This is a genomic window from uncultured Campylobacter sp., from assembly GCF_938045205.1.
GTDB lineage: Bacteria > Campylobacterota > Campylobacteria > Campylobacterales > Campylobacteraceae > Campylobacter_B.
The window spans coordinates 23,350-37,732 of record NZ_CALIMY010000168.1 but is presented as its reverse complement, the minus strand read 5'-3'; the positions used below and the strand labels follow the sequence as shown (position 1 = coordinate 37,732).

General features: G+C 47.9%; 14 protein-coding genes. 7 read left to right on the top strand and 7 right to left on the bottom strand.

Going from position 1 to position 14,383, the window contains the following annotated elements; genetic code table 11:
* The first annotated feature begins 211 nt into the window (after positions 1–211).
* The 5 genes from ispF to Q0198_RS10560 all read left to right on the top strand — a co-directional run bounded on the left by ispF (position 212) and on the right by Q0198_RS10560 (position 6,661).
* On the top strand, positions 212–1,450 hold the full coding sequence (ispF, locus tag Q0198_RS10580) for a 2-C-methyl-D-erythritol 2,4-cyclodiphosphate synthase (RefSeq protein ID WP_297897946.1): 1,239 nt from the start codon (positions 212–214) through the stop codon (positions 1,448–1,450).
* A complete protein-coding gene (locus tag Q0198_RS10575; RefSeq protein ID WP_297897944.1) occupies positions 1,447–2,310 on the top strand; it encodes a response regulator in 864 nt (287 codons plus the stop codon). The genes ispF and Q0198_RS10575 overlap by 4 nt, the downstream gene beginning before the upstream one ends.
* Positions 2,288–4,183: a hypothetical protein gene (locus Q0198_RS10570; protein ID WP_297897942.1), complete on the top strand. Its 1,896-nt coding sequence runs from the start codon at positions 2,288–2,290 to the stop codon at positions 4,181–4,183. The genes Q0198_RS10575 and Q0198_RS10570 overlap by 23 nt, the downstream gene beginning before the upstream one ends.
* 636 nt (positions 4,184–4,819) lie before the next feature.
* Positions 4,820–5,356 (top strand): phosphatidylglycerophosphatase A, encoded by a 537-nt coding sequence (locus Q0198_RS10565; protein ID WP_297897940.1) that lies wholly within the window; start codon positions 4,820–4,822, stop codon positions 5,354–5,356.
* A gap of 597 nt (positions 5,357–5,953) precedes the next feature.
* Complete coding sequence (locus Q0198_RS10560; RefSeq protein WP_297897937.1) at positions 5,954–6,661, top strand: alpha/beta hydrolase; 708 nt, start codon at positions 5,954–5,956, stop codon at positions 6,659–6,661.
* 476 nt (positions 6,662–7,137) lie between these two features.
* Here Q0198_RS10560 and Q0198_RS10555 read toward each other — a convergent pair whose 3' ends face one another.
* The 3 genes from Q0198_RS10555 to Q0198_RS10545 are packed head-to-tail and all read right to left on the bottom strand — an operon-like array spanning position 7,138 to position 8,095.
* Positions 7,138–7,605 (bottom strand): hypothetical protein, encoded by a 468-nt coding sequence (locus Q0198_RS10555; RefSeq protein ID WP_297897935.1) that lies wholly within the window; start codon positions 7,603–7,605, stop codon positions 7,138–7,140.
* On the bottom strand, positions 7,602–7,838 hold the full coding sequence (locus tag Q0198_RS10550) for a hypothetical protein (protein ID WP_005871317.1): 237 nt from the start codon (positions 7,836–7,838) through the stop codon (positions 7,602–7,604). Before Q0198_RS10550 ends, Q0198_RS10555 begins: the two co-directional genes overlap by 4 nt.
* Positions 7,835–8,095, bottom strand: a complete 261-nt coding sequence (locus Q0198_RS10545; RefSeq protein WP_297897934.1) for a hypothetical protein — start codon at positions 8,093–8,095, stop codon at positions 7,835–7,837. Before Q0198_RS10545 ends, Q0198_RS10550 begins: the two co-directional genes overlap by 4 nt.
* Positions 8,096–8,164: 69 nt before the next feature.
* Between Q0198_RS10545 and uvrB the strand changes: the two genes are divergently transcribed.
* Positions 8,165–10,141 carry an excinuclease ABC subunit UvrB gene (gene uvrB / locus Q0198_RS10540; RefSeq protein ID WP_297897932.1) on the top strand — a complete coding sequence of 659 codons (1,977 nt, stop codon included), beginning with the start codon at positions 8,165–8,167 and terminating at the stop codon, positions 10,139–10,141.
* Between the two features lie 393 nt (positions 10,142–10,534).
* On the opposite strand, the gene Q0198_RS10535 is transcribed toward uvrB, so the two are convergent.
* Together Q0198_RS10535 and Q0198_RS10530 are read right to left on the bottom strand one after the other, a co-directional pair.
* The gene (locus Q0198_RS10535; RefSeq protein WP_297897930.1) at positions 10,535–11,572 is read right to left on the bottom strand and encodes a hypothetical protein; all 1,038 of its coding nucleotides are present in this window, start codon (positions 11,570–11,572) and stop codon (positions 10,535–10,537) included.
* A gap of 187 nt (positions 11,573–11,759) precedes the next feature.
* Positions 11,760–12,212: a hypothetical protein gene (locus tag Q0198_RS10530; protein WP_297897928.1), complete on the bottom strand. Its 453-nt coding sequence runs from the start codon at positions 12,210–12,212 to the stop codon at positions 11,760–11,762.
* 135 nt (positions 12,213–12,347) lie between these two features.
* Between Q0198_RS10530 and Q0198_RS10525 the strand changes: the two genes are divergently transcribed.
* On the top strand, positions 12,348–12,470 hold the full coding sequence (locus Q0198_RS10525; protein ID WP_297897926.1) for a hypothetical protein: 123 nt from the start codon (positions 12,348–12,350) through the stop codon (positions 12,468–12,470).
* Between the two features lie 213 nt (positions 12,471–12,683).
* On the opposite strand, the gene Q0198_RS10520 is transcribed toward Q0198_RS10525, so the two are convergent.
* The gene (locus tag Q0198_RS10520; RefSeq protein ID WP_297897924.1) at positions 12,684–12,998 is read right to left on the bottom strand and encodes a hypothetical protein; all 315 of its coding nucleotides are present in this window, start codon (positions 12,996–12,998) and stop codon (positions 12,684–12,686) included.
* 40 nt (positions 12,999–13,038) lie between these two features.
* A complete protein-coding gene (locus Q0198_RS10515) occupies positions 13,039–14,376 on the bottom strand; it encodes a PFL family protein (protein WP_297897922.1) in 1,338 nt (445 codons plus the stop codon).
* Positions 14,377–14,383 lie beyond the last annotated feature (7 nt).

The following is a 14,383-nucleotide window of genomic DNA, read 5'->3' as shown; positions in this document are numbered from 1 at the left end:
CTCGTTTCTTAAAAATGCGCGTATAATATAACAAATTTCATTAATCCTTACTTTTCTTTTGCCGTTTATTTTCGTAACGCAGGATGAAATTTTACCACCGCGCCGCGTAAATTTACGCCTAAGATTAAGATATTTTAGCCCGCGAGTCGCGATTAATTTTGCTTTCATTTTTAATACGTATAATTTCGTAACAAAATTTCAAGGATAAAATTTGAAAGATATATCGCTGATTTTGCTCGCCGCGGGCGATTCGAGCAGGTTTGAGCTCCCAGTCAAAAAGCAGTGGCTGCGCGTGGGCGAGCTGCCGCTTTGGCAATACGTCGCGCAAAATATCGCGCGGGCGCACCCATTTAAAAAGATCGTAATCGCCGTAAATGAGGAGGACGTGAGCTATTGCGAGCGCCTCTATGCGTGCAGCTCGGCTTCGGCGCGCGGCGAAAGCGCGGAGTACGACACGAGCGAGTATAAATTTCAAAGCGAGCACGGCGCGGATGAACGCGGCTCTGCAAATTTAAAATTTCACTTCGCCCCGGGCGGTGCAAATCGTCAAAGCTCGCTAAAAAACGCGCTGCAGCTCGTAGAGAGCGAACTCGTGCTCGTAAGCGACGTAGCCCGCGCGCAAATTTCGCCCGAGCTGATCTCCTCGCTGATACGAAATTTAGGCGGCGCGGACTGCGTCAGCCCCTATCTTGGCGTAAATGACACGACCTATCTCGGCGAGCGCATTGTGGAGCGAGAGGAACTGCGCCTCATCCAAACGCCGCAGCTTTCGCGTACGGCGCTACTTAAAAAGGCGCTTGAGGGAGACGAAATTTTTACCGACGACAGCGCGGCAGTCGGCAGCGCGGGCGGACGGTTGGAATTTATAAAAGGCGAAGCGGGCGCGCTTAAGATCACGCGCGCAAGCGATCTGGCGGCGCTAAATTTAAAACCATGCTCGCGCGATATTTTTTGCGGTACGGGTTACGACGTGCATGCGCTTGAAAAAGGCGTGGGCATCGTGCTCGGCGGCGTGCAGATCCCGTGCGAGTTCGCGCTGATCGCGCACAGCGACGGTGACGTAGCGATCCACGCCCTAATCGACGCTATTTGCGGCGCGACGATGCTGGGCGACATCGGCGAGCTGTTCCCCGACAGCGACGCCAAGCTTAAAGGCGCGGACAGCAAGGAGCTGTTACGAAATGTAATGCGGCGCGTCAGAAGTTACGGCTATGAACTCGTAAATGCCGATATTACGATCATTGCGCAGCGCCCGAAGATCGGCGCCTACAAAGCACAGATGCAAGAGATTTTGAGCGAAATTCTAAACTGCGCCCGCGTCAATGTCAAAGCGACCACGACCGAAGGGCTGGGATTTACGGGCAGAAGCGAAGGCATCGCCGCACAGGCTGCGGTAAACTTGAAATTCTACGACTGGCAAAAGCACGCAGCAAAGGCACAGGACGTATGAAAATTTTAATAATCGAGAGCGAAAGCTATCTTGCTCAAAGTATCGCAAACAAGCTTGGCGCGCTTGGGCATGAATGCACTAACGCGGCGAGTTTAGCAACCGCGGCGGGCCTTGCGGAGGAGTTTGAGGCGGTGCTACTCTCTACGAGCTGGAGCGGCGCGAGCTTTTATCCGCTGATCGAGAAATTTAGGCGCTCGATCATAATTTTGATGGTCGCCTACGTCGATAGCGAAACGGTGCTAAACCCCGTAAAAGCGGGCGCTACGGATTATATCCAAAAGCCTTTTATGATAGAGGAGCTCATAAAAAAGATCGAGCACTACGCGCAGTTTCGCTCGCTAAAATCGCAAAACGAAGCCTACGAAGCACTGCTTAAAGAAGCCTCCCTTTCGTGCGAAATACCGCATACGCGTTTGGCGCAGATAAAATTTCCGCTTCTTTTGCGCGGCGATGCGGCAGCGCGAGCTGCGGCGGTATTTAAGATCGCACTCGCGCTAAAATCGCGCCTTAAAATTCTATCCGCGCAAAGCCCTGAGCCGCTAGAACGCGGCGCGGAGATTTTTTACGCACCAGATTTCGATAGCCTAAGCGGCGCACAGAAGGAAAAATTTCTAAGCAAAACCAAATCCATGCGTATAATCGCCGGATCCATCGGCGCGCAAAAGGGCTTTAACGACGAAATTACGCTTGGCAGCAACAAAGAACGCAGTGAAATTTTAAGCATCGAAGAATACGTAAAGCTCACGATCGTAGCGCACCAAGACGAGTATTTCGACTCCGATCTGGCGGCGGCACTTGGGATTTCGCGAAAATCGCTTTGGGAGAAAAGGAAAAAATATGGCATCGCAAGAAAAAAATAGTCGCGCGCATCCGGTACGGATCGCAGGCGAGATGGGAATTTCGCGCGATGCGGACGATTTGCACGAAATAAAACCGCTTGAAAGTGAAGGAATTTCAAATGGCACAAAAACTCTAAACGTCGCAATAGCTTCGAGTGACGCGGCGCAGAATTTAGAAGCGAAGCAAAATTTAAAAGCATCACAGAACTCAAAAGCAAAGCGCGATTTAAAAACGGTGCGGAATTTAGAAGCGTCAAGGGCTGGCGATGCTAGTAAGGATGAGGCGCGAGCTAAGGGAGCGGCAAGGAATTTAAAAGCAGAGCAAGCTGGAAGCGAGAGCAAAGGCACAAATAATAGCGCAACGCAAATCCGCAAGATAGTGATATCGCGCTCCGACCTAAACGTCCTGAGCCTGCTCGCAAACGGCGCTTTCGGCAAGAACTGCGAGCTACTGCGCCCAAGCAAGCTTAGCATCTGCGGCATAAATTTCGTTTTTTCCTGCGCGGACGCAAAAAAGGGCGATATTTTAGAGCTTTATCTCCGCAAGGACGGCATAGCCGAACGCGCCAAAAATTCGCTTAGCGGCGAAAGTGGTGCGTATTTGCTAGCTAAAGAATCGCGCAACTTGCAGGATAGAGTTTCTGCCGCGGCACAAAATGAGCAGTATTTTGCGAAAAGCGGCACGGATCTCGCGCGCACTGCAAGTACGCAAAGCACTATAAACGCCACAAGCGAGGGCTTAGACCATATAGAAAGCCTTACTGCGAGCTATGATCGAACTTTTACTAGCAGCGCAGATACAAAATCTGCAAACAACGCCGCTTTGGATTTGGCGAAAAGCTCCAGTGAAAATTCTGCAGTAAATTCCGCGCGGAGCTTTGCCGAAAATTCCGCACTCAATCCCGTTTGTAGCGCAGATGCAAAATCCGTAGCAAATTCGGCGGGAAATTTTATTTCAAATTCCACCGAAAATTTCATAAAAAATCCCGCCTCTTGCGAGCTTGTCGCGCGCATAGATGTTAGCGACGTTTATGCTCCAAGCGCAAGTGAGGTCGCAGGCTCGGTATTTCAAAACGCATACGCAGAGCAAACTGCGGTGCAAGGGCGCATCACGCTGCTAAAAAATGGTCTTGCAGAGCAAATCGCGCGCATAAAAAAAGTCGCAAGCTCGCTTGCCGCGCCTAAAATTTCAGCGTTTTTTACCTGCGCCGATCCGATCCACCGCGTGCATGAGCGGCTGATTAGGCATATGATCGACAAGGCGGATTTCGTGGTGATTTTTTTAACCGGCACGAGCAGCGCAGACGCCCTGCCCTACGAGCTACGCAAAAAAACACTAAGCTATTTGCTGCAGAATTTTTTGGTCGCGCAGCGCGCCATGATGATCGATCTGGGCTCGCTTGCGATTTTTGACGATAAGCCCGCCTTGCAATGCGCGATCGCAAAAAATTTAGGTATAAACAAAATAATTTTTGGGCAAAATCACGCAAATATGGAGCTATTTTTCGAAGGCGGCGGCGTGCATTCGGTGCTGGACGAGTATCAAAAACGCGGCGAAATAGAGATTTTGCTTATGCCAGAATACGTCTATTGCGAGAAGTGCAAGGTGCTCGTAAGCACGAAAAACTGCCCTCACGGCGCTCATCATCACGTGCATTACCGCACTCAAAATCTCAAAGCTCTGCTGCGCGTGGGGATCTTGCCGCCCGCGATTTTTATGCGTAAAGAGATCTCGGCGATGATTTTAAGCGAGCTTTTCCCCGCGCGGTTTTCAGATCTGCAAAAGCTTTACGACGAGCTTTTTCCAAACAGCGGGATCTTACAGAGCCACGGCGAGAGCGAGTTTTACGAGCAGCTTATGCAGCTGTATCAAACCAGCGCGCTAAAGACGTAGTGCCCGAGGGCGCAACGCAAAAATGATGTGGAATTTGCAGCATCTAGGCAGAGGGTAAAATTTCGCGGCGTTAGAATTTATGGCGACTAGGCGTAAAGTAAAATTCCATAGTGTGAAAAGAAAGGACTGTGCGGAATTTTATAGAATAAAGAGCGGCGGACGCAGATTTGGCATAAAATTTTGTGGCGAAGCGGATTTAAAATTTTAAGGCGCGGCATATGCGTAATTAGCAGTGTAGCGGATCTAAAATTTAAGCTTTCAGCAAGCAAGTTTAAATTTAGCCAGATGCTCGCAGTAAGTCGCAGTGCATAAATTTGGGCGAGGCGCAACGACTGCTCGCTCGCGCAAAATGCCGTGCGTTTGCGGACGGGTTTGAAATCTCCACGCAGGCGAGCAAAATTTTAAAATTTTTACGCAAATGAGTAGAATTTTAAAATTCCTACGTTAGTGAGCAAAATTCGTGGCGAGCGAGTAGAATTAATTTCGTGCGGGCAGGCGAAATTTAAATTCTACATGCACGAACAAAATTTAAAATTTCCTCGCACGCGCGAACGAAATTTAAAATTTTCGCGCGAGCAGATGCTCTAATTAAAATAAGCGGTAAAATTTTAAAAAGCAAAATTTAAAAGGACAATTATGGATAAAATTTTCGTTACATTTTTCGGCGCAGGGCTGCTAAAACCCGCGCCCGGCACCTGGGGCAGCATCGCAGGCTGGATAGCGGGGCTTGCGATCTTGATGCTAGCGGGAGAGGTGACGCTGTTTTTGTGCGCCGCTCTCGTCTTTTTCGTCTCGCTTAAGATCGTAAGCGATTACGAAAGGCGGGTAGGCGCGCACGATAACAGCGAGATCGTCATCGACGAGGTAGTGGGGGTGTGGATTGCGATGTGCGTCGCCGCGCCCGCGGGCGAGATCTTTTCGCTGCCGCTGCGGGAGCTGATCGCGGGCTTTGAGAGCAGCAGGATATCGATCCTTTCGATGATTTTGGCGCTGCTGTTTTTCAGGGCTTTCGACATCCTCAAGCCATCGATCATCGGGCGCGTGGATCGCGACGTACCAGGCGGGCTCGGCGTTATGCTAGATGACGTGCTGGCGGGCTTTTTCGCGGGGCTTGGGGTTTTGATAGTTATCTCTTTAGGGGTCAAGCTCGGTGCCGCGGGATTGATTTTTTAAGCTTTTTTGGGTGGATTGCTGAGAATACAGCGCGATTGCGGGCGCTATCAAGCACCGAAATTTTAAAAACCGCATCTTGAGCGGGCTTATGAATTAGCGCAAATTTTAACTTCTGAGGCGTGAGCACGCTTGGAATTTAAAATTTAAGCGGTATTTATCCGCGCAGCCTGCAAATAAAGCAAACGTAAAATTTAAAATTTTACACGAGTCGCGATAAAATTTGCGTGGTCTTAAATTTTAAATTTCGCAGCTTGCAGAATTCTACGGCGTAAAAATTTTAAGACACAAATTTCAGGGCACGCGCAATTGCGATACAGAATTTCGTAGCAAGAATTTTTGCAGTCTGACGGCGCAGAATTTCTACGATATAAAAATTTAATTACGCTGCAAGAATCAAAATTATGACGCCTGAAATTTCGTGCGGCTAAATTTAAAACAAAGCGGCAGGCGCAGCTCGCGCGTAAAATTTTAAAATTTATCGCTAATCGCAGGTAGTCTAGCAGGGCGTGCTATTAAATTCCAGCAATATTTATGGTTTTGCTTGTAACATTGCCGCAAAATGCGGGTATCGACGCAAAAAATTTAAAGGAACGAAAAATGCAAAAGAGTGCTATTGAGATACGCGGCGTTCCCGCCGCCGTTTGGGGAAGCTGCTCGGAAAAGGTTTATATCTACGCTCACGGGCAAGGCGGAAGCAAAGATGATGCGGAGCTTTTGGCTTCCGTCGTTTGTGAGCAAAGCTGGCAGGTTATTAGCTTTGACCTGCCCGGGCACGGACAGAGGCGGCACGAGCCCGCTTTTTGCGATCCGCGGCGCGCTATTTTGGAATTTCGCGAAATTTTATCGTATGCAAGGAACCGCTGGGACGAGGTCGCGCTGTTTGCCGTTAGCCTAGGGGCATGGCTCGGCCTGCAAAGCTTCCGCGACGAAAAGCTTAGCGACTGCCTCTTCGTCTCGCCGATACTTGATATGAAATACGTTATTTCAAATATTATGCGTAGGGCTGGCGTTAGCGAAGAGCGATTAAAGCAAGAGCGGATGATTTTGGCCCCTACCGGGCAACCGCTTTTTTGGGAATATTGGAGTTTTGTTTTGAATAATCCGATAACTAAGTGGGAAACGCCCAGTAGAATTCTATATGCAGAAAACGACGATATGACGCCTCTTTGTATCGTTAGAAATTTCGCGCAGAAGTTCGACTGCGACTTAAGCGTTATGAAAAACGGCGAGCATTGGTTCCATACGCCGCAGCAGCTAGATTATTTGCGTAGTTGGATCAAATCGGTGGTTGTAAATCGGCGATAAAATTCTATGAGAGATTTTAAAACTCACGCCCAAGCCCGCACCGATAAAATTCCGCGCGTTTTTGGAGTGCGAATTTCAATAAATTTAAGATGATCTTGATATTTTGCTTTAATACGCTTGTTTTATGAGGCGCTTTTCGTAAATCCCAGCTCGCATCGCGTCACGCGAGGGGCATAGCTTCAAAGCACCCATTTCATAAATTTAACCGCAATAGCATAAATCATGACCGATATGAATTACAAACTAAAATATGATTAAAATTTAGCCGATAAGCTGTCAATATAAATGTAAAAATGCCGATTTTAAAGCTAAATTTTAAAAAAATACCTATAAAGATGAATTCTTGAAATCTTAACATGTTTTTGGCACGAGGTGCGAGCCGACGTACGGCTTATCGCACTTCACTAGCACTATCGCGCTTATGCTGCACGGATGCTTTACGAATCCATAGCAGTAGCGCGATTAAATTTTAAAAATTATTTGCCTATCCTAAAGCCATTTAACTTCATATAAGTTGTATCTTTATGAAATGCTTCGCAGCGCTCCCTGTTGCGGTTGATGTTTTCGGTTGTAAAGAAATAGCCATCACTATCTTGACGCAAGGTGATCGTCGCGCAAAAGATCATATCGTTTTTTAACTTCGGTCCTACTCCGTAATCAAAGGATTGATTTAAAGTGACGGTTTTTTCTAGATCGCTATCACTAAACTGCCTGGAGCCCGTCATACTTTTAAGCATTCTAAATCCACCTTGATTGAGGTAATCTCTTTGTATATCCTTAAATACACCTTCAAGCTCGACTGCGTAAGCTTTTACTAAAACCTCATCCTTAGCACCGCTTAATTTAGGATATATTATTTTTACTATCACGAAGATTATAATAGCTAAAAATATTATCCCACTTACGCCGCCGCCTACTGCCGCACCTTTTCTCATTTTCATCATTTTACTCCTTCGTCGATGTCCTTTACCAAGGCATCTATTTTTTTATTAAGCATAAAATTTTCATAGCTTTTTTGGATATAGGCTTCAAGTAGTTCGCCCGCATCCAGATGATCGCTGCCACGAGTTAAAATTCGCCAGTCCCTGCCGAAGACCTTCGCAAAGTCATCATCCAGGCTTATCGCGTATTTTTTCGTCAAAGACTTACTCGTCAGCTGAACCGAAATTTCTTTCATTTCTCGCCTAAATTATCGCCTGCCAAAATATCGTCGATCTGCTTGCTTAGATCCTCATCGCTCATCTTGCGATACGCCAGATCATTTTCTAGCGTGCCAAGCTGCATTCCCAAAGCTTCATTTTGCGCCTTGACCGTCGCTAGCTCGGTGCGTAGCTTTTCGTTCTCGTCTCTAGCCTCGCTATAACGTCTAATCAGCTCAGCTATTTTATTGCTTAAGCCCTCGACCTTTTTCTCTTCGTCAAAGATTGATTCCATTATTTCGCCTTTTCTGATATAATTTAAATGAAAATATTACCCAATTTTGGCTTTAAAAAAGGAAAAATTTTGCAAAATTTTAAAATCGAGAGCAAATTCTCTCCGAGCGAGGATCAAGAAAAAGCGATCGAAGGCATCGTCGTAGGCTTTCAAAGCGGCAACAAATACCAAACTCTTCTCGGCGTTACCGGCTCGGGCAAAACATTTACTATGGCAAATATCATCAAGCGCCTCGGAATTCCCGCGCTCGTAATGACGCATAATAAATCCCTCGCGGCGCAGCTTTATAGCGAATTTAAGGGCTTTTTTCCGCAAAATCACGTCGAGTACTTCATCAGCTACTACGATTATTATCAGCCCGAGGCTTACATCCCCAGGCAGGATCTTTTCATCGAAAAGGACAGCGACGTAAATGCTGAGCTTGAGCGCTTGCGGCTAAGCGCCACGGCGAGCCTGCTGAGCTTCGACGACGTCATCACCGTGGCGTCGGTTTCGGCAAACTACGGCCTGGGCGATCCCGCCGAATACAAAGGCATGGTGCTGTTTTTTGAGATCGGATCAAAATTTAGTACTAAATTTTTACTTCGCAAGCTCGTCGATATGGGTTACAAACGCAACGACGATTTTTTTGATCGCGGGAATTTTCGCGTAAACGGCGACGTGATCGACATCTACCCCGCATATTTTAACGACGAGGCGTTTAGGGTCGAGTTTTTCGGCGACGAGATAGAGGCGATGTATCATCTGGACGTGCTCGAAAATAAAAAGACTCAGAGCGTAAAAAAATTTATTCTCTACCCGACGAGTCAGTTCATCGTGGGCGAGCAGCGCCTGAAATCGACGATCAAAGGGATCGAGGAGGAGCTTGAGCAGAGGCTGAAATTTTTTGAGGACGCGGGCAAGCTCGTCGAGGCGCAGCGGCTGAAAGGGCGAGTGGAATTTGACCTTGAGATGCTGGGCGCTACGGGGATGTGCAAGGGGATCGAAAACTACGCGCGCTATCTGACCGGCCAAAAGCCGGGCGAGACGCCCTATTCGCTCTTTGATTACTACGAGAGCAAGGGCAAGGACTATCTCGTCATCGTCGATGAAAGCCACGTGAGCCTGCCGCAGTTTCGCGGGATGTTCGCAGGAGATCGCAGCCGCAAAGAAACGCTCGTAGAATACGGCTTCCGCCTGCCTAGCGCACTTGATAACCGCCCGCTGATGTTTGATGAGTTTATCAATAAAAAAGCTAAATTTCTATTCGTCTCCGCAACGCCCAATGATTACGAGCTGGATCTTAGCCGCGGCGCCGTATATGAGCAGATACTGCGCCCGACGGGACTACTCGATCCACAGATCGTCTTAAAAGACAGCGACAATCAGGTCGAAATTTTACACGATATGGCAAAGGAGGTCATCGCGCGCGGCGAGCGGATATTGGTGACCGTGCTAACCAAAAAGATGGCGGAGGAGCTGAGCAAATACTATTTGGAGCTTGGGCTTAAGGTCAAATATATGCACTCGGACATCGATGCGATCGAGCGCAACGAGCTCATCCGCGGCCTACGCAGCGGCGAATACGATATGCTAATCGGTATAAATCTGCTCCGCGAGGGTCTTGATCTGCCAGAAGTAAGCCTTATCGCGATCATGGATGCCGACAAGGAGGGCTTTTTGCGATCACGCACCAGCCTCATTCAGACGATGGGGCGAGCCGCGCGAAACGTGAACGGACAGGTCGTGATGTTTTGCAAAAAGATCACCGCTTCGATGCAAGAGGCGATCGACATCACCCAAAAGCGCCGTAAATTTCAAGATGAATACAACCGCACCCACGGCATAACTCCGCATTCTGCGAGCCGCAATATCGAAGAGAGCCTAAAGATCGAGGACGGCACCGAAATTTTAAGAAAGGGCGCAAATTTAGAGAAGATGCCGGCCGCCGAGCGCGCCAAGCTCGTAAAGGAGCTTCGCAAGCAGATGCTCGACGCCGCGGCCGCACTAGAGTTTGAAAAGGCCGCCGCACTGCGCGATGAGATCGCGAAGCTCAGGAAGCTGTAAGTCGCAAGGCCTAAAAGCGCCGTGAAATTTCGTCGTGAAATTTGCGCGTTAAATTCCACCTGGCGGAGCATAAAATTTGCGCGCGTAACGCAATGTGAAATTCACAGCAGCTCGCGCCTATATTCCGCAACGCGCTCCGTGCCCATCTTTGCATCTTGCGACTTTTATTGCTTTTCCGTGCGTCCATATTTACAGCCATCTTTACGCGTTTGTCGCGCTATGCTTAAATTCCGCGCCGAAGCGGAATTTCGCCCAATTTCTTACGTAAACATCCGTAAGATTCTAAGCAATTTTTTCCGTCCGAAACCACGCGAATAAGAACAGCCGCGGGCACCACAAAATTCATCAGCAAGAATATTCGCGAGCTCTCATCCCGTTTAAATTTAGCAAAATTTATCGTCTTTTGGAATATGTGCTTCGGTTGAAAAAATAGCACGCTGCGAAAACGATCAAGCAAACAGACGATATATTCGAGCCGTTTAAAAGCAAGTCTATTATCCTCTCATTATTTTTAGCGATCAATGCCACTATTATGAGCGCTAGCGGATACAAAATCAAAGCCGCACTAGCTAAATTTTCAATAGTAAAAACCACTAAAGAAATTCGCTGATTTTTTATGAAAAGCTTGCTATATTCTTTAATAGAATTACTTTTTAAATAACCTATAGTTAATAGAATGGACGAAAATAACATTACTAAAACAATAACAACGCTGCGCAATGTAGCAATAGCGCTCGCAAATGTGACAATGATAAATAAAAACGCCAAAAATATTGTGCTCGCACGCCTAATCAATCTATGTATGTCATATCGCCTTTTTAAATTTTTTGGAATATTGGCAAATTTCTCGTTTAGTTCATCCTCTTTAAATTCGGCTTCTCGCACCGACAAATCAAGCTTCGTTTGAGAGCCGCAGATATGGACCCTTGGAGTATATGAGCCTTTATTATAAAAATAGCATAAAAGAAAAACTAATATGCAAATCGGGGCTATAGAGATTCCGTATAAAGTGCCGGCGCCGCTTAACTCATCTCGCGAACCTCCCATTGCCGAAGATAGAAATAGCAAAGTGGGAAATAAAACCAAGACTAAGCTAGCCGTATTCTCAAAAGTAAAAATCATCAAACTGGCATCTTGATTTTTTATGAAAAAGCTGCTGTATTTTTTTGTCTTGTAGCACTTTAAACAAAATGTCGTGAAGCAAATGGATAAAACTACCGCCACACAAAACAAAAGAGGCTCGGGCATCTGAATATCCACGTAAGAAATAAGTCGCGAAGCTACCGATGTAATGCCGAATAAAAGCGCTAAAAATACCATACTAGAGCACCTAATTAGCCTATGTTTGTCATATCGCTTCTTTAACTTCTCCGGTATTGCGGCGAATTTTTCGTCTAGCTCTTTCATCTCGGCTTGAAATTTTTCGCTCACGGTCCTCTCCTTTTAAGCGTTTAAATTTTAGAGATTATATTAAATTCGGCGCCGCGTCTTTTTGATGTCACACCTTGCGGTTAAATTTTAAAATTTACCGCGTTACATTCGCGAAAAGTCGAAAAATTTTAAACTCGGCAAAGCATTAAAATTCCCGTCCGCCTTTAAATTTAGCATTTTACCGCAGCTAGCAAAGCTCTAAATTTTCCACGCGCAGCGGTCTTTCACCCTCGAAAATCACCCCGATGCCGAAAGGCTCGCAAATATCAAGCGCACCCTCGGCAAACCTCAGTAGCCACTGCGTATCGCGCGCGTAAAACGTGCATTGCGGCAGCTCAAACGGCAGATCGCAAACGGGCACGTCAAGCAGCCTAAGCTCATCCTCGCCCAAACGATACTCGCGCCTAAGCTCGTCTCGCAGGAAGGCAAGGGCGTCTTTTACGTACCGATCGATATTTCGGGCGATCCGCCGAGCAAGCGAAATCGTCTCATCGTCCACATCCGCCGTATCTGCAGATACAAGACAAAACGGCACCTCACCGAAGCTTTCGCTTTTTAACTCCAGCTCCGCATACCAAATAAAGCCCTCGTCCGTTGCGACCTTTTCAAGCTCGCCAAATTTCCAAGCCATTTTTTGCATTTTATTTCCGCCTCATATTTTCGCTCATCTTTTAAAATTTCGATGCTGCACCTGTTTTTGCGCGCCGTGTTTAATCCCCGCCGAAATAGAATCCCGCTCGCTTCTTAAGCGGACGGGCAATGATAACGAAACAGGTTGCTTTTAAATTTTAAAATTTCAATGCAAGCCGCTTTAAAATTTAAAATTTTAAAAGACCCGCCGCTGTCCGTCTTGCACGGCAATGAAATTTTAACGCCGCGTCTTACGGCGAAATTTTAAAATTTTAGCTCGCCGCGGGGATCGCGCGCCTTAGAGGTAGCGCATCGTAAAATTTCACGCCGTAAAATTTAAAAGCGAAATTCCGCACCGAAATTTTAACTCAAAATTCCACGTCCGCAGCACAGAATTTAAAGCCCGAAAAATTCCATCGCGGCGACTTAGAATTTTACTCGCTAAATTTTATAAATTTTGCGCTCTTTTAAATCCGCAAATTTAATACGCCTTTACGAGCCGTAAATTTTTTAGATATATGACGCCGTCAAAAACGCCGCCCCCATTCGGCGCAGGCCAAGAAATGGCAATTCTTTTCGGCTCCCTGTCATATTCGGGCGAACAACGATTCTTTGAGCAGTCTATTTTAAATACCTCTTTATCGTTGCTATCAAAATCCGTCTGGGTAGAATTTTTAGGAATTTCCAGCGTGTGGATTATACGATACGGCTCGCCCTCTTTTGTGCGGGCGGACATTATTTTTATTAGCGTGTCTGCGCTGCCGTCCGAGGTCCTATAGACCCCGTCTTGCCCCAAGCCCGCCAGCTCGAATTTTTTCTCCTTAAGCGGGTTAAATTTAGTTTTTAAAACTATGAATGGGTGCTGGGATCTGGCCGCCGCGGGCGATGAAGTCCGCCGATGAGTTTTTATTTACGCTCATCACGGGCGCGCTGCCCAGAAGCCCGCCAAATTCCAGCGTGTCGCCCTCTTTGCCCTTTGGGATTATGCGCACGGCGGTCGTTTTTTGATTTATCACGCCGATCGCGGCCTCGTCGGCTATGATCGCGGCGATCGTTTGCTCGGGCGTATCCTGCGGGATTGCGATCATATCGAGCCCCACCGAGCAGATCGCGGTCATCGCTTCGAGCTTTTCCAAATTTAACGAGCCAGCGCGCACTGCGGCGATCATACCTTCGTCTTCGGAGACGGGGATAAACGCGCCGCTAAGCCCGCCTACTTGGTTGCACGCCATCACGCCGCCCTTTTTGACCGCGTCGTTTAGCAGCGCAAGTGCAGCCGTCGTGCCGTGCGTGCCGACGCGTTCTAGCCCCATCTCCTCAAGCACGCGCGCGACCGAATCGCCCACCGCCGGAGTCGGAGCTAGCGAGAGATCGACGATGCCAAATTTCACGCCCAGGCGCTCGGACGCCATTTGGCCGACGAGCTGTCCGATGCGCGTGATCTTAAACGCCGTCTTTTTCACGGTCTCTGCTACCACGTCAAAGCTCGCTCCGCGCACCTTCTCAAGCGCGCGTTTAACGACGCCGGGGCCCGATACGCCCACGTTTATAACGACTTCTGCCTCGCCCACGCCGTGAAATGCGCCCGCCATAAAGGGATTATCCTCGACGGCGTTGGCAAATACGACTAGCTTTGCTGCGCCGAGATCCGAAAGCCGCGCGGTTTCTTTTATCACGCGTCCCATATCGGCGACCGCGCTCATATTTATGCCCGTTTTGGTCGAGCCGATATTGACCGACGAGCAGACCTTTTGCGTCGCGGCGAGCGCGGCGGGGATGGAGTCGATTAAAATTTTATCGCCCTTTGCGTAGCCCTTTTGCACTAGCGCCGAAAAGCCGCCAATAAAGTCGATGCCGACCTTTTTAGCAGCCTCGTCCATCGCTCTAGCAAGCGGCACGTAGCTCACGGCATCCGTAGCCGCACCGATGATGGCGATCGGCGTTACGCAGACGCGCTTATTTACGATCGGGATGCCAAGCTCTGCTGAAATTTCATTGCCGACCTTTACTAGATCGCGCGCCTTGTCGGTGATCTTTGCGTAAATTTTCTCCGCTGCTTTGCCCATATCGGGATCGATGCAGTCAAGCAGGCTGATGCCCATCGTGATCGTGCGGATGTCGAAATTTTGCTCCTCGATCATCGCGATCGTTTCGGTTACGTTTTTGATGTCCATCTGCGCG